The sequence below is a fragment of the Paenarthrobacter sp. MSM-2-10-13 genome, assembly GCF_011605365.1.
In the GTDB taxonomy this organism is placed as follows: Bacteria; Actinomycetota; Actinomycetes; order Actinomycetales; family Micrococcaceae; genus Arthrobacter.
The window spans coordinates 656,728-675,996 of record NZ_JAAOXO010000001.1 but is presented as its reverse complement, the minus strand read 5'-3'; the positions used below and the strand labels follow the sequence as shown (position 1 = coordinate 675,996).

Genomic DNA, 19,269 nt, shown 5'->3' with positions numbered 1-19,269 from the left:
ACCTGCGCAGGTTTTACATTGCGGGCTCGTTACAACAACCTCCCCAACGTAAATGGTGCATATCCCCGGTGTTACGGATATGTTTCAGGCGTCGGACTTCACCGGAAAAATCCGGTTTGGCACCACATGCACCTCATTTGCCCCAGAAATACCACCGTGAATCCCACCGAAGGACCAGCACCGTATGACCGAGTCGCCCAGATCCGTCAAAGCCCAAAGGATCAGGCCGGACAAGACTCCCCTTCCGCGCGACATCAAAGTGATGTTGGCCGCGGCGTTCCTCATTGCCTTGGGCTTTGGCCTGGTGGCCCCGGTTCTGCCGCAATTCGCCACAACGTTCGACGTCGGCGCTACGGCTGCCGCGGTGATCGTCAGCATCTTCGCCTTCATGAGGCTGGTCTTCGCCCCGGCGGGGGGCGCCCTGATCGGACGGTTTGGCGAACGGAACGTTTACGTCTCAGGCCTGCTGATCGTAGCGGTGTCCACGGCGGCTTGCGCCTTTGCCCAGGACTATTGGCAACTGCTGATCTTCCGCGGGCTAGGCGGGGCCGGCTCAGTGATGTTTACCGTTGCCGCCATGGGACTACTCATCCGACTCGCACCACCCGAACGGCGGGGACGGGTCTCCGGTGCTTACGCCTCGGCTTTCCTGATTGGAAGCGTCCTGGGGCCGGTAGTGGGCGGCTTGCTGGCAGGCTTTGGCCTCCGGGTGCCCTTCCTTGCCTACGCCGGAGCGTTGTTGGTAGCTGCCTTGGTGGTACGCACCATGCTTAGCGGGGAAGGCAACACGGCCGAGGACACCGCGCCTGCCCCGGCAATGACCGTGAAGGAAGCACTGGCGGACTCCGCGTACCGTGCCGCCATTTTCTCGAGTTTTGGCAACGGCTGGGTGACGTTCGGCGTCCGAATGGCCACCATCCCGCTGTTCGCCGTTGCGGTCCTGCAGTCCGCGCCGGAGACCGCCGCTTGGGCCCTGGCCATCTTTGCCGTGGGCAACGCCCTTGCCCTGACGTTCAGTGGACGGCTCGCGGACGCTTGGGGGCGAAAGCCGCTGCTGATTCCCGGCCTGCTCATCACGGGCGCAGCCACCGGCGTGATCGGACTGACCGCGGATCTCACCGGATTCCTCATCGCCTCAGCAGTGGCGGGTTTCGGTTCCGGTTTGCTGGGCCCGGCGCAGCAGGCTGCTGTCGCTGATGTCATCGGCCGCGGACGCTCGGGAGGGAAAGTACTGGCCATCTTCCAAATGGCCGCTGACACGGGTGCGATCGTCGGTCCGATCGTAGCCGGGCTCCTCGCTGACCGCCTCGGCTACGGATGGGCGTTCGGCGTCACCGGAGGCGTGCTCCTCCTTACGGCGGCGGCATGGCTGCCGGCGCGGGAGCCTTCGAAGCACTCCCCCGCCGGCCACGACGCTAGTTGAGCAGTGCGTCCACGAAGCTTTCGGCGTCGAACGGTGCAAGATCGTCCGGGCCTTCGCCCAAACCAATGAGCTTCACGGGTACTCCCAGAGACTTCTGGATAGCCACCACGATGCCGCCCTTGGCCGTTCCGTCCAGCTTGGTCAAAACGATGCCGGTGATGTTCACTACCTCTGCAAAGACGCGTGCCTGATTGAGTCCGTTCTGTCCGGTGGTGGCGTCCAAGACCAACAGAACCTCGTCCACTTCTGCCAGTTTCTCAATGACCCGCTTGACCTTGCCGAGCTCATCCATCAGGCCGGTTTTGTTCTGCAGGCGTCCTGCGGTGTCAACCATGACCACATCGACCTCCTGATCGATGCCGGCCTTCACCGCTTCGTAAGCCACCGACGCGGGGTCGGCGCCGTCGATGTCGGACTTGACGGTGGGCACACCCACGCGCTGTCCCCAGGTGGCCAACTGCTCGGCAGCAGCAGCACGGAAAGTATCAGCGGCGCCCAACAGGACATCTTTGTCTTCAGCCACCAGCACACGCGCCAGCTTGCCCACGGTGGTGGTCTTACCAACGCCGTTCACGCCTACAACAAGCACGACGGCGGGGCGGTCGCCCTTGCGCTCGACATTCAAGGAACGGTCCATGCCTGGATCAACCAGTTTGATCAGTTCTTCACGGAGCATCGCCTTGACGTCTTCGGGGCTGCGGGTGCCCAGAACCTTGACGCGCTCACGCAGGGCGTCGACCAACTGCATGGTGGGTTCGGTTCCAAGATCGGCCAGCAGGAGGGTCTCTTCTACCTCGTCCCACACGTTCTCGTCGATCTTGTCGCCGGACAACAGTGCGAGGAGGCCCTTGCCCAGGATGTTGTTGGACTTGATCAACCTGGCACGAAGACGGGTCAGGCGACCCTCCACCGGCGCCGGTGTATCGATGGCGATGGTCTCTAGCCCGGCGGCGTCATCCGGGACGTCTGTGTCCGCAACGGTTCCGTCGAAGGTCGGGGCCGGAGCCTTTACCGCATCCGGGCGGTCCTCCACAAGGGTTCCGCCGCCTGCTGCCGATGACTGGACGGGATCGTTCGCGTCACGTGTTCCGGGGTACTTTGCGCCGGTCTTCCGGGCTTTCATCAGTACCGGCACGAGTCCGCCGACCACTACGAGCGCAGCGAGAATGGACAGAATTATGGGTAGGAAATCGTTCACTCCCCTACCTTCTCATAAAGCTATGCCCCGGCACCGAGCCTCTGGCTGATCACGGTTGAGACGCCGTCGCCCCTCATCGTCACTCCGTAGAGCGCGTCTGCCACTTCCATGGTGCGCTTCTGGTGGGTGATCACAATCAGCTGGCTGGACTCACGCAGTTCCTCAAAGATGGTGATGAGTCGGCCCAGGTTGGTATCGTCCAACGCCGCCTCTACCTCGTCCATGACATAGAAGGGCGAGGGGCGGGCTTTGAAGATGGCCACCAACAGCGCCACTGCCGTCAGTGAGCGCTCCCCGCCGGAGAGCAGAGAAAGCCTCTTGATTTTCTTGCCCGCCGGACGCGCCTCCACTTCAATCCCGGTATTAAGCATGTCGTCGGGGTCCGTGAGAACCAACCTGCCCTCACCGCCGGGAAAAAGCCTGGCAAAGACGTGGTCGAACTGGGCTGACGTGTCAGCAAAAGCCTCGGTAAACACCTGCTGGACACGGTTGTCCACCTCTTTGATGATGTCCAACAGGTCCTTGCGGCTGGATTTGAGGTCCTCCAGCTGCGAGCTCAGGAACTGGTGCCGTTCTTCCAGGGCGGCGAACTCTTCCAACGCCAACGGGTTCACTTTGCCAAGGGCCCCGAGCTCACGCTCGGCTTTCTTCAGCCTTTTCTCCTGCTCTGCCCGGACGAACGGAATCCCCTCAATGATGGCGTCACCGTTTTCGTCAACAGGCGCCCGGAGTTCGGCCCACTTATCTGTAGCCGATCCGGGAGGCAGGGGCACCATTTTATCCGGACCATAATCGGCAATGAGTTGTTCGGCTGAGAGTCCCAGCTCTTCAATGGACCGGCTTTCCAAAGCCTCGATACGGAGCCGCTGCTGCGTCCGGGCCATCTCATCCCGGTGTACCGAGTCCGTTAGCTCGGCAAGCTCCCGCGCCAAGGCGTCGTTGCCCGAGCGAACCTCAGCGAGTTCCTTCTCCAACTCATCCCGCTTTTGCTCGGCAAGGTCGCGATCGTAGTCGGCCAGGTCAACTGAAACGTCGATGAACCTGAGGGTCTGCTCCACAGCGGACGCGACCGCCGCCGCACGCTGCGCCTGCGCGCGTCGGCGTTGCGCGCGCCGGGCGGCCTCCTCACGGGCACGCCGTTCGGTAGCCGCGGCGCGCTCAAGCGATGCCGCCCGGTTGCTGATGGCTCCCAACTGCTCCTCGGATGTCCGGAGGGCAAGCCGGGCTTCGGTTTCCAATGCCCGGGCAGTCCTGGCCTGGACAGCGAGTTCATCCCGCTGTTCCGTGGATGGTTCCTCGTCAGGTGCTTCCTGGGCCGCAGCGAGGCGTTCCACGGCGACTTCAAGGTCAAGTTGGGCTTCTGCGATGTTGGCTTCGGCCTTGGCCATGGACGTGGCGAGCCGTTCGCTTTCGCCCACAGCGCTGCGAAGAACGGAGTTGAGATGACCCAGGCGCTCAGCAACAGCGGCAAGGCGGGCATCCGATTCATGCAACCGCTCCAAAGCGGCGTCCGCGCGGTCCTGCGCTTCGGCACGGCGGGTTTGAGCGGCGGCCAAGGCGAAGCGTCCACGTTCCAGACGGGCCGTGACCTCCTGGAGCCGGGCAACGGCGTCGTCCACTGCCGCCTGAACTTCCAGCAGCGACGGCGCGGTGGCAGATCCTCCTGTGATGGTCAGGGAGGTAAAAACGTCACCCTCGCGGGTCACCGCCCTGAGGTGTGGATTATCTGCGATGAGAGCTGCCGCCACCGCAACATCATCAACGACGGCGGTACGGACCAGGAGCCCGAGCGCGCCTTGGGCAACAGGATCAGCGATCTTCACCACGTCGGCAGCCCAACGGCAGCCGGCGGGAAGCTCGAGGTTGGTGCCGGGATCTTCACCGGGGGAAGTACTTCCGGGAAGAAGCAGTGATGCCCGCCCCGCGTCGTTATCCTTCAGCAGGCGGATGGCTGCCAGGGCGCTGTCGGTGTCGGCAACCGCCAAGGCGTCCGAGGCACTGCCCAAGGCGGCAGCTATGGCGGCCTCGTATCCCGGCTCGATGGATACCAGCGCCGCCAACGGTCCAAGAACGCCCTCAGCCGTCAGAAGACTTCCCGACCCGTCCTTGCGGTTGAGCCCGAGTTGAAGGGCATCGCGTCGTGCCGTCAGGGCGTCCCGCTCGCGGACAGCTTCCCGCTCGGAAGCTTTCAGTTCCTCGATCTCCGCGAGGACTGCATCCAGGACCTCGTTGGCATTCTCGTAGTCAGCGTCGAGGCTCTCTTCGCCATCTTCAACGCCAGCCACTTGCGTTTCGAGGGCAGTGAACTCGCTCTGCGCCTTGCGGCGCCGTTCGTCACCTGCAGCGAGGGATTCCCTGAGGCGACCACGTTCGGCCTCGGCAGCTTCGGCCCGGGACCTGGCCGCGGCCACCTGGCCTGCCAGTCTGGCCAGCCCCTCCCTGCGGTCGGCGGCCGCCCTCAACATGGCTGTTAGGCGCTTGTCCTCCGCAGCTGCGAGCGCCTCGGCCGAGTCCTTTGCAACCGTTGCCTCAAGAAGAGCCGCCTGCTTGGCGAGGATGTCGTGTTCGAGGGCAGTCTGTTCCTCACGGACCCGGGCAGCCTGGCGCTCGAGTTGTTCGGGGTCACGTCCGGTGTCCGGTGAGGCCTCCGCGGAACCCAGGAGTCTTCTGCGTTCGCTGGCCAAGGATCCGAGTGAGCGGAGTCGTTCCCGGTTGGCCGAAAGCTGGTACCACTGCTCCCGTGCGGCATTGAGTCGCGGCGTGGCTTCGGCGGCTTGCTGCTCCAATCCCGCTTGGCGGCGCCGACCCTTCCCAAGCCCTGCCTCAACCACCCGGCGGCGCTCTTTGAGGGCGGCTTCGTCTGCAACGTCCTTTTCAAGGGTGGTTGTCAGTTGGACAAGGTCGTCCGCCAAAAGCCGGGCGCGGGCATCCCGGACGTCGAACTGGACTGTTTGGGCGCGGCGGGCTATCTCCGCCTGTTTGCCCAACGGAGTCAATTGCCGACGTATTTCTGCCGTGAGGTCACCGAGCCGTGCGAGATTGGCCTGCATGGCTTCGAGCTTGCGGACCGTCTTTTCCTTGCGGCGGCGGTGCTTGAGGATTCCCGCTGCTTCCTCGATGAAGCCCCGGCGGTCCTCGGGGGTGGCATGGAGTACGCGGTCCAGCTGGCCTTGTCCCACGATCACGTGCATTTCACGGCCCAAGCCGGAATCGGAGAGAAGTTCCTGAATGTCCAACAGCCTGCACGGGGCGCCGTTGATGGCGTACTCGGACCCACCGGTACGGAACAGAGTGCGGGAGATAGTGACTTCGCTGTACTCGATGGGGAGCGCGTTGTCTGCGTTGTCAATGGTCAGGGCGACGTGGGCCCGGCCCAACGGTGGGCGGCCAGAAGTACCTGCGAAAATGACGTCTTCCATCTTGCCACCCCGGAGGGTTTTGGCGCCCTGCTCTCCCATGACCCAGGCCAAGGCATCCACCACATTGGATTTGCCCGATCCGTTGGGCCCGACGACGGCGGTGACGCCAGGTTCAAAGTCGAAGGTCGTGGCCGACGCAAACGACTTGAATCCTCGGACAGTCAAACTTTTCAAGTGCAAGGTGCTTCGGTTCTCCTGGGTGGCCCGGGTGTCTGTATCCACTAAATCTACTGCGGTTTGTGCGAAATATGCTGATCTGCAAGCGGAAGCTCTTGCGGGCGGCATGCCACGCCCCTACACTCCTGCCAAGGGTTACTTGGCGGATTCGTTCCTGTGATCCGGCTTTTGCTTGAACTTCGGTTCGGTTATTGCTGGATCCGGTCCCGATCTACGGAACAATCATCGGTGCCAACCTTGGGTTTCATAACTGAAGATCTTGGCTTGACCCTGGCTGGGGAGCGGCAAAGCAGGGGCTGCGCTTAATTGCGTGGCCTGTCTTGGCAATTGGCGTACCACTCCAGGAGTTCTCATGCCCGGTCGTTCAGCTACCCGATCACAGCGAGTCTTCAGGGGATTTCTTGTTCCCTTGGTGATTGGCATGACGGCGGCCCTGCTGCCCCTTACCGCACCAGCTGCAGTTGCGGCAGGGCCCTGCGACCCCGTGGTGAACCTCGTGGCGTGCGAGAACTCTAAGGCCGGAAGTCCGCCGTCGGAATGGGACATCAGCGGTGCCGGCGATGACAGCATTCAGGGCTTTTCCACCGAAATCAGTGTGAATGCGGGGCAACCCATTCGCTTCAAGGTGGATACGAGTGCCCCGAGCTACACCATTGCGATTTATCGAACAGGCTGGTATGGCGGCCAGGGGGCGCGCAAGATCGCCGACGTAGTGCCTTCGGTGCTGCGGCAAAACCAGCCAGCTTGCCGGAGTGACGCCACCACCGGCATATATGACTGCGGAACCTGGGCGGTTTCCGCAACGTGGCAGGTGCCGGCCACAGCCGTCTCAGGGGTCTATATCGCCCTGCTGAAGCGGCCCGATACGGGGGCGAAGAGCCACATCACCTTCATTGTGCGCAACGACGGAAACCGTTCCGCTGTGATCTTCCAAACCGCTGACCAGACGTGGCAGGCTTACAACTCATACGGCGGTGCTGACTTCTACCAAGGCGTCAACGGCCGTGCCTACAAAGTCAGTTATAACCGCCCCGTGGCCACCAGGGGAGGACCGGATGGCCGGGATTTCTACTTCGCCAACGAATACCCCATGGTGCGTTTCCTGGAACAGAATGGTTACGACGTCAGCTACATCAGCGGCCTGGACGCGGACCGCAATGGCGCAGAGCTTCTGAACCACAAGGTGTTCCTGTCAGTAGGCCACGACGAATACTGGTCGGGACCGCAACGTGCGAACGTCACTGCTGCAAGGGATGCAGGAGTGAATCTTCAATTTCTCTCCGGTAACGAAATGTACTGGAGAACACGGTTTGAGCCGTCTGCGGTTGACGGTGCAGCCAACCGCACCCTGACGTGCTACAAGGAGACGTGGGCAAACGAAAAGATTGATCCCACTGCCCAGTGGACAGGCACCTGGCGTGATCCTCGCTTCGCGTCCCAAGCCAACGGCGGAGGCCTTCCCGAAAACGGCCTGACAGGCACGTTGTACATGTCAAACTTTTCAGACCTGCCGGTGACAGTCTCGGCTCAGGAAGGGAAGGCCCGCCTATGGCGCAATACGTCGTTGGCGTCGCTTCCGGCTGGTTCTTCGGCAGCATTGGCTCCCCACACCATCGGATACGAGTCAAATGAAGATCTGGACAACGGGTTCAGGCCTGCGGGTCTGGTCAAGCTGTCCACCACCGTGGGGAACGTTCCACAATATCTTCAGGACTTCGGCAACACAGTGGCTCCGGGAAGCACCACGCACAATGTGACTCTTTACCGGGCAGCAAGCGGAGCCTTGGTCTTTTCTGCAGGCAGTGTCCAATGGACCTGGGGCCTGGACCAGGAGCACGACGGCAATGGTGCAGCGGCCGATGTACGCATGAGGCAGGCACAGGTCAACCTACTGGCCGATATGGGTGCACAGCCCGCCACGAGGGCTGCCGGTCTGGTTGCGGCAGCACCGAGCACCGATACCACCAAGCCCACGGCCGCCATCACAGCGCCGGCCAATGGTGCAACGGTGGCCCACGGAAGCAGCGTCACAGTAACGGGAACTGCCGCCGATGTGGGCGGCGTGATCGCTGGCGTGGAAGTCTCCACCGACGGCGGCACCACGTGGCATCCTGCCCAAGGCAAGCAAAATTGGACATACAGCTACGTCCAAACGGGCTTCGCCACGGCAACCATTCAGGCCCGGGCCATCGACGATAGTGCCAACATCGGGGCGGCCACCGTCAGAAACCTGACTCTCAGTGGGCCCTACAGTGTCTTCGGCCAAACCGTTCCAACGGTCAAAGACTCCGGTGACGGAGGCGCCTATGAGATGGGCCTCCGGTTCACTCCCTCTGTGGATGGCTTCATCACAGGGGTTCGCTTCTACAAGAGTGCTGCCAACACGGGAACGCACACAGGATCCTTGTGGAGCTCCACCGGCGAGCGCCTGGCCACAGTGACCTTCACGAATGAAACGGCTTCGGGGTGGCAGACCGCACTCTTTACGCAAGCTGTTCCGGTGGCGGCCGGACAAAAGTACACGGTCTCCTATTGGGCACCCAACGGTCACTACGCCACCAAGGACTTCCAGTGGGCGAGCTTCGGATCCGCCGATCCCCCGCTGAAGGTGGCCGGAGGATTCGGGGCCGAACCGGCCGGTGTCTATGCAACATCCCAAAGCTTCCCCACCGCCAGCTATAACGGCGGCAACTACTTCGCTGATGCTCTTTTCAGCACCGTGGACAGCTCGCCTATGACCGTTTCGGGACATTCCCCCATTCCCTCGTCCTCGAGTGTTCCTGTTGACACGAAGGTGAGCGCGGTCTTCTCCAAGCCCGTCACTGCCGCCAGTGTGCAACTGACCGTGCAGTCGCCGTCGGGGCCGGTAGCAGGCACCACGGCGTACGACGCCGCCACGCGTCGGGCGACGTTCACGCCGTCGAACGCTTTAGCCTTCAGCACCCAATTCACCGCAACCTTATCCGGCACCGATTCAATTGGTGGTCCGGTAACAGCCGGCGGAACCTGGACCTTCACCACAGCAGCAACGCTGCCGGTCCCCGGCGCCTGCCCGTGCAGTCTCTTTAATGACTCGGTCACTCCCGGCATCGCCGAACTGCGTGAAGGGGTTCCCCTGACGCTTGGCGTGAGGTTCTCCAGTGTCTCGGCGGGTGAGGTTCTGGGCATGCGCTTCTACAAGTCGGCGGGGAACACAGGAACCCACAACGGCGCCCTCTACTCGGCCACCGGCCAGCAACTGGCAACGGTCGCGTTCACGAATGAGACCGCCTCCGGCTGGCAAACCGCGATGTTCAGTCAACCTGTCCAAATGGCCGCAAATACGGACTACATCGTGTCCTACAAGTCACTGACCGGCACCTATTCAGCCACAACCAATGGTTTCGGATCAGGGATGAGTGTGGGTCCGCTGAGGGCTGCTTCCGACGCAGGCGCTTACACGTACAGCGGCGATTTTGCCTCTTCCCGGTCCACCTCCAGCTACCTGGTGGATGTGGTGGTCACCGTCCCCAACCCGCCGTTTACTGTCGGTTCACAGTCCCCGCTACCCAACGCGGCCAGCGTTCCCTTGAGCTCCGCGGTCAGTGCAGTGCTCTCCGAGGAAGCAGTCGCATCCAGCGTCACACTGGGACTGAAAGTCACCGGTGGAGCCTCGGTAGCAGGGTCCGCCACCTATGATCAAGCCACCCGCAAGGTCACCTTCACCCCGGCTGCACCCTTGGCCGCCGGGACGTCCTACACGGCAACAGTTACTGCGACTTCGGTGTCCGGCCAGCCGATGTCCGGCGGAAGCACGTGGACCTTCACCACTGTTCCGGCTCCGCGAACGCCCGGGGTTTGCCCCTGCACGCTCTTCCAGGACACTGTGACTCCCACCAGTCCGGATGCGAATGACGGCGTGCCTTTGTCCCTCGGTGTCCGGTTTGCCAGCGACACCGCCGGGCAGGTCACCGGCGTGCGGTTCTACAAGGCGGCCGGTAACACCGGAACGCACACGGGCTCGCTGTACACAACGGCCGGGCAGTTACTGGCAACCGTGACTTTCGCCAACGAGTCCAGTCAAGGATGGCAGACTGCGTCGTTCAGCCAGCCAGTGAGCATCGAAGCAGATACAGAGTACGTGGTGGCCTACAAGTCTCCCACCGGCAAGTACTCCTACAGCTCCGGCGGATTTGGTGCCGGCCTGACAAGTGGTCCGCTCCGTGCGGCTTCCGATTCCGGAGCCTTCTCCTACAGCGGTGACTTCCCCAATGCATCCTCTACTGCCAATTACCTGGTGGATCTGGTGTTCACGGTGACCACGCCACCATTGACGATTTCCGAGCAAGTTCCGGCACCGGGGGCTACTGGGATTCCGGTTGACGTCAAACCGTCGATCACTTTCTCATCAGCCATACGGCCGGGCGCTTCGTTCACCCTGACGGCAAATGGCGGCCCGATCGCCGGGGCGGCAGCCCTATCCGCCGACAACCGGAGCGTGACGTTCACCCCCGCAGCGGCGCTGCCCGCCAGCACTGTGGTTACTGCAAGCGTGGCGAATGTCTTGTCCCAACAGGGGCAAGCTTTCCCCACCACTACATGGCAATTCACTACTGCGGCCCCGGCCGTCCAGCAATCCACAATTTTCGGGTCGCTGGTTCCACAGGTTGCCACAACATCGGACTTCATGCCTGTCGAATTGGGTACCGCCTTTACGGTGTCCCAAGCCGGGAACGTGACGGGAATCCGCTTCTACAAGGGAGCTGGAAACACTGGAACCCACGTTGGCTCGCTGTGGAACTCGGCAGGCACCCGTCTGGCGCAAGTGACCTTCACCAACGAGACGGCCACGGGCTGGCAAACCGCCACCTTGGCCACACCAGTGGCACTGGCGACCGGCCAAACCTACGTGGTGTCCTACCGGGCACCGAATGGCCGTTACTCTTCGACGCAGGGCTTCTTCAACCAGACCTGGACAAGTGGGGTCTTCACCGCCACCGGTCCGAACAACGGCCGGTACCGGTACGGCTCGGGAGGCGCCATGCCCACTAACTCGTGGAACGCCACGAACTACTTTGTGGACGTGGTGTACTCAACCACTGCGCCGGCCCAGCAGCAGTTGGCCGCGCCAGCTCCGTCGTCTACAGCCACCCCCACAGTGACACCGGCACCGACCCCCACGGCGACTGCGACAGGCACAGCGACGCCAACTCCTAGTCCGTCACCGAGCCCGACACCCAGTCCCACGCAATCAGGCGGGCTACTCTGCGGGCTGTTGCGGGTCTGCTGACGGCTTTAGCGAACAACGCCCGGGGACCACGCATGGGCGATGAACAAACTGGGCTGGGAGCCGGGTCCGGTTCCCAGCTTCCAGATGTTGCTGTCTCCGTCGGTGGTTTCGTCAGCCAAACCATAAAGAAGGTTCTGGTTATCCAGCCACTCGATCTGGTCATCAACGCTGCGCTTCTCTGAGAGCTCGGTTTCCTGTCCCGTGGCCAGCTCCAGCACAGCGACGTTCCATTGCGGCGCCAGCGCCCCGCCGTCATTCTTCTTATACGCAATACGTGTACCGTCCGGGGAAATGGACGGACACTCCACGTTGTCGTGAATAGCTGTCAAGGTCCTGTCGGACAGGCTCCCCCGCACCAGCCAGATGCGTCCGGAAGAAGCGGCAGTGGCGTAGAAGACATCACCCTGGCCTGGAGCGAACGTCACACCCCATATGTTCCTGTCCGTGGCAAGAACCCGCTCACCATTGACCATCAAGGCGAAGTCCTCGAGGTTTCCGGAGGTGCCGTCCGGGAAGCTGATCTCTGTGGCGGTCGAAAACCCCGCGGCGGCATAGGAATGGCCGGAGACGAATACCGTGGTGGCGATCATGGACCCATCAGGACTGATGCGGGTCCTGCTGGGAATTCCCGGGACCGGCCATGAACGCTGTTGCTGCCAGTTGCGGTCCAGGACCTCAGCTTCAAACGCGGTTACCAAGCCCCGGTTTGTTCTCAGGCACACCACTTTCTCCGGTGTTCCGTAAACACGATCGCACTCATGCTCACTCACGGCCCGGGGACCGTCAGGAGCCGACAGCGGGACTGTAGCTGCTTTGCCGTATCCCTGGCCCGACGCTGTGTTCCGAAAAAGGATAAACGGGCCTGCCGGAAGAGGCTGGCCTGCCGTGACGCCTACTGATGAAGCGGCAGTTCGGCTCTCTTCAAAACGCTGGTACGCGCCCACAGCATAGATACCGGCTGCCACCAGGACCAGCGCCGTGACAGCAAGGAGTGCGCCCCACCGCAACTTACTTTGAGCCAGCGCGCCACTCATGCCCCGTCACTCACGTCCCCTGCCGGAGCCACCCGGGCGCCACGCAGGATGAAAGCCACAGCCACCACAGCGCAAGCGAGCAAACCGGCCGCTGCCACCATGGCCGTTGGAGCACCTACTGCGTACCACAGGACACCAAAACCTGCCGATGCCGTCATCCGGGTGAGGGCCACCACCGTCTGTGCGGATGCGATGCCCATGGCAAGCTTTCCCGGGGGCGTCAGTTGGCTCGCCAAGGCCGCCAGAACTCCGTCCGTGGCCGCGTAGAACGCCCCCAGAAGGACCAGACAGCCAATGGTTGCCCAGAGCCCTCCGAAAGGTGCTGCCGCCAGGAGATACGTTGCCAGCAATGCAAGGTGCCCACCCACGAACACCGGAATTTTCCCAACCCTGTCCGCGAGCCTGCCCAACGGAACGGCGAACGCCAGGAACACCACGTTGGTGCCTACGAACAACAGGGGAAACCACTGTACGGCAAAAGAATCCCGAGCCTGCAGGACGAGGTAGATGAAGCCGTCACCAATGGTGACCAAACCCAGGAGGCCAGCAGCAACCAGCAGCTTGCCCAGCCCCGGCTCCTTCAGGTGGCTCCAGGAAAAAGCGAACAAACGCCGCTCCCCGCGGTCCTCCGTGCCTTGGAGGCCACGTGCTTTGATATCCGGCACCACCAGAGCCAGGACGGCGACACCAATCACCGCGAAAGCCAGAGACACCACAAACACCGTACTGAAACCGTTGGGAATCATCAGCAACACAAAGAAGGCGATCAACGGACCGGTTGCAGCGCCAATGTTGTCCAGCATCCTGTGAACGCCAAAGGATCGCGCCAGATGTTCAGGCTGTGCAGACACGGAAATCAGAGCGTCCCGCGGGGCTGTGCGAATGCCCTTGCCGATCCTGTCACCGGTGACTATCGCAGCGATCGCCCAGAAACCGCCGGCGAAGAGGAAACCGATCCTGGCGAGCATGGATAAGCCGTAGCCGGCCAAGGCGATTCGTTTGGGGTGGCCGCTGCGGTCGGCGGCCCAGCCGGCTGCGATCCTGACAATCGCGCTGGCTCCTTGGTTGATGCCGTCGATGAGGCCGAAGGCAATGGTGGACAGACCCAGGAATCCGGTCACGTACAACGGGAGGATCGCGGTGACCGATTCCGAGGAAACATCGGTCACCATGCTCACAATGCCCAGCCAGAGGATGACCGGGGACAAACGGAACGGCACTTCACTTGTTAGTGCCGTTCGTCCTCCCTCCGGTTTGTCCCGCTTGCCTCGGTCCGAGAGTGAAATGTACATCGCAGCTCCTAGTCCGCCGCCGTACGCAGGCTGCCCAAAAGTTGGAAACGGGAGTTGCCTGTACCTGTCGTCGTCACTGACACCGTGACCGTATCCGTGCCACGAACGAACCGTTCGGCCATCGCCCCCTCCGCCGCCGGCGCCGCCTCGAACCAGAATCCATGAGCCACCAAGGACTGGCGGAAGTTCGCCAGAACCTCAGCCTGTGGTTTGCCGATGACACCATCCGCAGCAACCTGGAGGACATCACCGGAGGTCGAGACTGACGTGGAGCCGATTGTTGTACCTTCGGGCAAGGTCAGGACGCCGGCCGGCCAACCGTCCACCACTTCACCGGCCGCACTTCCCGGCTGGGGCAAGGAGCCGGTAATCAACGGCGCGGGGGCGGAAGGTTCGGGCAAGCCGGTGGGGGTGGTCGTGACCGGCGGCAGGACCTCAAGCGGCTTAGCCGTGGAAGGGCCGCCCTCGCTGCTGGTACCTTCGGTGCTGTTGTCGCTGCTGCTGCCGCCGCTGCCTTCAGTGCCCGACGCCGGGCTGCCGGACTGGGCGGGCTCCCCGGCACCACCTGGGGTCGGGGTCCCTGAAGCGGTGGCGTTGGAGCCTGGGGTTGGGGCCGAAGACGATGTGCTTTGGGCGGCCGTCGGCCCGGGCTTCGCTGCCATCTGATCCAAAATGATGGCTACGGCGGCGATCAGCACAGCAAGGCAAATACCCGCAATGACCAGCCGCCGCGCCATCATGGCATGTCCGGGGTGACGGGCTGGGCAACAGGTTGATGGGCCGTTTCGGAAAACACTGCGGGTAGAACTGACGCCACCCGCATTGTGGTGGCGTTGACGTTTGCGATGGCGATTCGAAGCGCCAAGCTGTTCATGGGGACAGTCTGCCATTGCCGCCCCGATTCGGGAACAGTTTTGGCCCTACCAACGTCCATTTCGCGGCCGCGGCTGGCACACCGGGCAGGTGTAGGAGGAACGGTTCATGAACTGTTCCCGCTTCATGATGCTACGCAAACCTGTTGCCTCGCAGCGGCTGCACAGTTCACCAGCACGGCCGTAGGCATTGAGGGAACGGGCAAAGTAGCCTGAGTCGCCGTTGACGTTGACGTAAAGAGAGTCGAAGCTTGTTCCTCCTGCGTCAAGGGCGGCGTTCATGACGTCCTTCACAGCTTCAATCAGCCGCTCCGCGTCCGCCCTGCGAAGTGTGTCCGTTGCCCTTGCGTAATGGAGGCGGGCACGCCATAAGGCTTCGTCCGCATAAATATTGCCGATGCCGGAAATCACCGATTGGTCCAACAGCGCGCGCTTCAGGCCAGTCTTACGGCCTCTAACCTTTCGGTAGAAGGCATCGAAGGAGAAGAAGGGGTCCAACGGGTCCCTGGCGATGTGGGACGCTTCCTCGGCGATCTCGGGCAGCGGCGTTTCGCCCAGACCACCGGGACCGCCGTCGAGCGTTGGCACCAAGGACGTCACAAAGAGGCCGCCGAAAATGCGCTGGTCAACGAACCGCAGTTGTTCAGGCATGCCGTCAGCGCTGCTTAGCCTGATTCGGACTTTGAGGTGCTTTTCGTCCGCAACGTCCGGGTCCTGCATGAGGAGTTGGCCGCTCATTCCCAGATGGGCCATGAGCGCTACCTTGGGGAGGTCTTCCCGGTTGATTTCAGTGCTGGGATCCGGCGACTCCGACATGGCAAGTGGCATCCAGAGGAACTTCCCACGGCGCACAACGTCCAGAACGGTGGCGTGTTCAAGATTACCGATGAAGTCTTCGGTACCAAGGGTGTGCCGGCGGATGGAGCGTGTATCCAGCACGTCAACACCGGTGATGGTACGTCCACGCACCCAACGGGCCAAGCCGCGTCGGACTACCTCTACTTCGGGAAGTTCAGGCATGTGGGTTTATGACGTAGCGGGACCGGCGGAGGTGGGGTCCAAAGCAGTCAGAGCACGCCAGGCATCAGCGGCTGCCTCCTGCTCTGCTTCCTTTTTGGAATGGCCCGATCCCCGGCCGTAGGGCGTACCGCCAATATTAAGCACTGCCTCGAAGGTCCGGGCGTGATCCGGCCCCGAGCCTTCCACGGCATAGTGGATGGCGCCCAATTGCCTGCTCGCCGTAAGCTCCTGGATGCTCGTCTTCCAGTCGGTTCCTGCGCCAAGCGCACCGGCGTCCTTGAGGAGCGGGCCCACCAGGCGCATGACCAATTGCCGTGCGGTCTCGATGTCGTTCGAGAGGTACGTGGCACCGATCAGGGCCTCCATGGTGTCAGCCAGGATGGAGGCCTTGTTCTTGCCGTCGGTCAGCTTTTCGCCCTGCCCGAGGTAGATGAACTCGCCGACGCCGATCTCCCGGCCAATACCGGCCAACGCCCGGGTACTGACGACGGCGGAACGCCGCTTGGCGAGCTCACCTTCAGGCAGTGAGGGGTTCTCACGATAAAGAGAATCGGTGACCGAGAATCCCAGGATGGAGTCGCCAAGGAACTCAAGGCGCTCGTTGGTGGGAATCCCGCCGTTCTCATACGCATATGAGCGATGTGTCAGAGCAAGACGAAGCGTCTCGGTGTCAATCGAGACACCGAGACGCTTCAGAAGCTCTTCAGTTGAAGACATCCTTAGTCAGCCTGTACGGCAGATTAGGCGTCTGCGACCTTGCGGCCCTTGTATTCAAGGAACAGCGCGGTGCCGGCAGAGTCAGTAACGACCTTTGCCTGGTGCGGCAGGCTGTAAGTAACCTGACCGTTTTCGATGGTCTTGACCAAGTTGGGGGCAGTTGCCTTCCACTGGGCACGGCGGGCGCGTGTATTTGCGCGAGACATTTTCCGCTTGGGAACAGCCACGGCTATCTCATTTCTCTCTTAGACGAACACTTACTAATCGGTTTGCCGGTCAGTCTTAGCCAGATCAGCTAGGGCAGCCCAGCGAGGGTCAATGACCTCGTGGTGGTGCCCCGGCTCGTCTTCCAGGCGCGCTCCGCATTCGGAACACAGGCCCTGGCAGTCTTCCCGGCACACCGGCTGGAACGGCAGCATTGTGACTACTGCGTCCCGCAACACCGGCTCAAGATCGATCAGATCGTACTCGACTCGACGTTGCTCTTCATCGTCTTCCTCTTCTGAAAGCTCAGCACCTTCATAGAAGAAAAGTTCTTGCACATTGACCTCAAGGTCATACGCAAGGGGATCCAGGCATCGACCGCATTCGCCGGTTACTTCGACGACTACGGTTCCGGATACCAGAATTCCTTCGTGTACGGCCTCGAGACGAAGATCCAGCTCGACATCCGAGCCTTCCTTTACGCCAATGAGCGCCACACCAAGGTCACTCGGTGCAGGTACATGCTCGTTGAGTGTCCGCATGGTCCCTGGACTACGTCCAAGGTCCTTGACTACCAGCGCCAAGGGCGAACTTGCATCTCGTTTAATGAGAACTCCTGTAGAACATATGACCGACGTACCATCTTAGCCTGATCACGCTTGAGGACTCAAACCGGCCCCGGGCACAGGTAAATGCGCAAGGGTTTCAGCTTTGGGAACTCCGCGCTAAGGCGCAAGGTACCCGTCAAGCCTACCCCTTACGAGACTGTTCCGCTGGCGGCTCGCCTGCCAGAAGCCTTTTCAGGACAGATTTAGGGACGAAATCGGAGATGTCACCGCCAAGCACATTGATTTCCTTAATCAAAGTGGAGGAAAGGTGCAGGTAATGCGCTTCAGCAGGCAGGAAGACCGTTTCGACGCCAGTCAGCTGGCGGTTCATGGTGGCCATGGGAAGCTCGTAATCGAAATCCGAGGATGACCGCAGACCCTTGACGATGGCTGAAACACCCCGGTGACGGCAGTACTCAGCCAAGAGCCCTTCGCCCATGGGCTCAACGATGATGCCCCGCAACGAAGCCAGCGTTTCACGGGCCATCTCCATGCGGTCCTCAAGACTGAACCTGTACTTCTTGGCGTAATTCGTTGACACGGCCACGATGACTTCGTCAAACAGGCCGGCGGCCCGGGCAATGACTTCGAGATGTCCGTTGTGGATGGGGTCAAAGGATCCAGGGCATACCGCGCGTCTCATGAGACGAACCTACCCCATGACTTTGCCGGGATACCATGGCTGACATGGCATCCGCAGGCAGTAGCCCCTCCCTAGATATGAGCGCCGGCACCCCCGGAGGCAACCGACCGGCACCGTGGCAGCGGGCCGCCACAGGAGCCAACCTGCTCGCCCCGGGAGGACATCTGGGAGTGACAATCTTCGAGGAAATGACCACCTTGGCACTGTCCACCGGCGCCATCAACCTCGGCCAGGGCTTTCCCGACGAAGACGGCCCGGCGGAGATCAAGGCCGCGGCGAGGTCAGCGATCGCAACCGGCGTCAACCAGTACGCGCCCGGCAAAGGCGTTCCCGCCCTCAGGGAAACCATCACCTCACACCAGCAACGCTTCTACGGGTTGGAGCCGGATCCGGACACTGAAGTCCTGGTCACAACGGGCGCAACGGAAGCCATCGCAGCTACCCTGCTGGCTTTCATCCAGCCTGGCGACGAAGTCCTGACCTTCGAACCCTTCTACGACTCTTACGGGGCCATCATTGGCATGGCCGGAGGCCGGCACGTCACAGCCCCCTTGCTCGCCCCGGATTTTCTTCCCGACCTCAACGTCTTGGAAGAATCCTTCAGCAGCCGCACAAGAATCGTCCTTCTGAACAATCCGCACAACCCCACAGGTGCCGTCTTCCCGGAGCCCGTCCTAGCCAGGATCGTGGAATTGGCCGAAAAGTACGATGCCATGATCGTCAGCGACGAAGTGTACGAGCACCTCACCTTCGGCGTGGCGCACCTGCCCATCACATCACTGCCCGGCGCCGCAGAACGCACCATCACCATTTCTTCTGCCGGTAAGACCTTCTCCTTCACCGGCTGGAAAATTGGCTGGCTCACCGGACCGGAGCAGCTGGTGGCCGCCGTTCGCACCGTCAAGCAATTCCTGACCTATAGCTCGGGCACACCCTTCCAGGGCGCCATCGCCGTGGGCCTCGCCCTTCCAGACGAGTTCTATACAGGCATCGCTGCCACCCTCCGCGAAAAACGCGACATCCTCGCCGAGGGCCTGCGCGCTGCCGGATTCGGTGTGTACAACCCGAGCGGCACGTACTTCATCAACGTCGATACAGCACCCCTGGGCATCCACGACTCGGTCGACCTCGCAAGGCGCTTGCCCGGGCTCATTGGAGTGGCAGCCATTCCGGTTCCGGTGTTTTGCCACCCGGCAGGAGCCGAACGCACGCGCAGCCTGCTGAGATTCGCCTTCTGCAAGAAGACCGATGTCCTCCAGCAAGCCGCCGAACGGCTCGCCACCTTGAAGGACAGGCTCTGAACGCCGCAGGCTCCGGCCAGCACCAGGCCACGCGCTTCCTCCGAACCACAGGACAGCACGCCACGATCGAGGCCGACACCCTGGTTGCGGGC

14 protein-coding genes are annotated in these 19,269 nt (G+C 62.0%); 3 read left to right on the top strand and 11 right to left on the bottom strand.

The window, feature by feature from the left end:
- The first annotated feature begins 184 nt into the window (after positions 1-184).
- Entirely contained in the window at positions 185-1,423 is a 1,239-nt protein-coding gene (locus HAV21_RS03145) for an MFS transporter (protein WP_166840314.1), read from the top strand.
- On the opposite strand, the gene ftsY is transcribed toward HAV21_RS03145, so the two are convergent.
- Together ftsY and smc are read right to left on the bottom strand one after the other, a co-directional pair.
- A complete protein-coding gene (gene ftsY, locus HAV21_RS03140; RefSeq protein WP_142938760.1) occupies positions 1,416-2,621 on the bottom strand; it encodes a signal recognition particle-docking protein FtsY in 1,206 nt (401 codons plus the stop codon). The genes HAV21_RS03145 and ftsY overlap by 8 nt on opposite strands.
- Before the next feature lie 20 nt (positions 2,622-2,641).
- Complete coding sequence (smc, locus tag HAV21_RS03135; protein ID WP_208096126.1) at positions 2,642-6,220, bottom strand: chromosome segregation protein SMC; 3,579 nt, start codon at positions 6,218-6,220, stop codon at positions 2,642-2,644.
- Between the two features lie 349 nt (positions 6,221-6,569).
- On the opposite strand from smc, the gene HAV21_RS03130 reads away from it, so the two are divergent.
- Positions 6,570-11,486 (top strand): DUF4082 domain-containing protein, encoded by a 4,917-nt coding sequence (locus HAV21_RS03130; protein WP_166840310.1) that lies wholly within the window; start codon positions 6,570-6,572, stop codon positions 11,484-11,486.
- A gap of 5 nt (positions 11,487-11,491) precedes the next feature.
- Here HAV21_RS03130 and HAV21_RS03125 read toward each other — a convergent pair whose 3' ends face one another.
- From HAV21_RS03125 to coaD, 9 genes are all read right to left on the bottom strand, one after another.
- Positions 11,492-12,520 (bottom strand): PD40 domain-containing protein, encoded by a 1,029-nt coding sequence (locus tag HAV21_RS03125; RefSeq protein ID WP_166840308.1) that lies wholly within the window; start codon positions 12,518-12,520, stop codon positions 11,492-11,494.
- Positions 12,517-13,740, bottom strand: a complete 1,224-nt coding sequence (locus HAV21_RS03120) for an MFS transporter (RefSeq protein WP_142938909.1) — start codon at positions 13,738-13,740, stop codon at positions 12,517-12,519. The genes HAV21_RS03125 and HAV21_RS03120 overlap by 4 nt, the downstream gene beginning before the upstream one ends.
- Positions 13,741-13,820: 80 nt before the next feature.
- The gene (locus tag HAV21_RS03115; protein WP_166840306.1) at positions 13,821-14,552 is read right to left on the bottom strand and encodes a hypothetical protein; all 732 of its coding nucleotides are present in this window, start codon (positions 14,550-14,552) and stop codon (positions 13,821-13,823) included.
- The gene (locus tag HAV21_RS03110) at positions 14,549-14,686 is read right to left on the bottom strand and encodes a hypothetical protein (protein WP_160147638.1); all 138 of its coding nucleotides are present in this window, start codon (positions 14,684-14,686) and stop codon (positions 14,549-14,551) included. Before HAV21_RS03110 ends, HAV21_RS03115 begins: the two co-directional genes overlap by 4 nt.
- 46 nt (positions 14,687-14,732) lie before the next feature.
- Complete coding sequence (gene mutM / locus HAV21_RS03105) at positions 14,733-15,704, bottom strand: bifunctional DNA-formamidopyrimidine glycosylase/DNA-(apurinic or apyrimidinic site) lyase (protein WP_166840305.1); 972 nt, start codon at positions 15,702-15,704, stop codon at positions 14,733-14,735.
- Between the two features lie 6 nt (positions 15,705-15,710).
- Complete coding sequence (gene rnc, locus HAV21_RS03100) at positions 15,711-16,421, bottom strand: ribonuclease III (protein ID WP_142938754.1); 711 nt, start codon at positions 16,419-16,421, stop codon at positions 15,711-15,713.
- Positions 16,422-16,444: 23 nt separating this feature from the next.
- Positions 16,445-16,648, bottom strand: coding sequence for a 50S ribosomal protein L32 (gene rpmF / locus HAV21_RS03095; protein WP_011775139.1), 204 nt, complete (start codon positions 16,646-16,648; stop codon positions 16,445-16,447).
- Positions 16,649-16,681: 33 nt separating this feature from the next.
- Positions 16,682-17,209, bottom strand: a complete 528-nt coding sequence (locus tag HAV21_RS03090; RefSeq protein WP_142938753.1) for a DUF177 domain-containing protein — start codon at positions 17,207-17,209, stop codon at positions 16,682-16,684.
- A 166-nt stretch (positions 17,210-17,375) separates the two neighbouring features.
- On the bottom strand, positions 17,376-17,876 hold the full coding sequence (gene coaD, locus HAV21_RS03085; RefSeq protein WP_142938752.1) for a pantetheine-phosphate adenylyltransferase: 501 nt from the start codon (positions 17,874-17,876) through the stop codon (positions 17,376-17,378).
- A 77-nt stretch (positions 17,877-17,953) separates the two neighbouring features.
- On the opposite strand from coaD, the gene HAV21_RS03080 reads away from it, so the two are divergent.
- Entirely contained in the window at positions 17,954-19,177 is a 1,224-nt protein-coding gene (locus HAV21_RS03080) for an aminotransferase class I/II-fold pyridoxal phosphate-dependent enzyme (RefSeq protein ID WP_243753123.1), read from the top strand.
- The last annotated feature ends 92 nt before the right edge of the window (positions 19,178-19,269 follow it).

Coding starts and splice junctions, on each gene's coding strand:
- HAV21_RS03145 (WP_166840314.1), top strand. CDS start 185: ATGACCGAGTCGCCCAGATCCGTCAAAGCCCAAAGGATCAGGCCGGAC.
- HAV21_RS03130 (WP_166840310.1), top strand. CDS start 6,570: ATGCCCGGTCGTTCAGCTACCCGATCACAGCGAGTCTTCAGGGGATTT.
- HAV21_RS03125 (WP_166840308.1), bottom strand. CDS start 12,520: ATGAGTGGCGCGCTGGCTCAAAGTAAGTTGCGGTGGGGCGCACTCCTT.
- HAV21_RS03115 (WP_166840306.1), bottom strand. CDS start 14,552: ATGATGGCGCGGCGGCTGGTCATTGCGGGTATTTGCCTTGCTGTGCTG.
- HAV21_RS03110 (WP_160147638.1), bottom strand. CDS start 14,686: ATGAACAGCTTGGCGCTTCGAATCGCCATCGCAAACGTCAACGCCACC.
- mutM (WP_166840305.1), bottom strand. CDS start 15,704: ATGCCTGAACTTCCCGAAGTAGAGGTAGTCCGACGCGGCTTGGCCCGT.
- rnc (WP_142938754.1), bottom strand. CDS start 16,421: ATGTCTTCAACTGAAGAGCTTCTGAAGCGTCTCGGTGTCTCGATTGAC.
- coaD (WP_142938752.1), bottom strand. CDS start 17,876: ATGAGACGCGCGGTATGCCCTGGATCCTTTGACCCCATCCACAACGGA.
- HAV21_RS03080 (WP_243753123.1), top strand. CDS start 17,954: ATGAGCGCCGGCACCCCCGGAGGCAACCGACCGGCACCGTGGCAGCGG.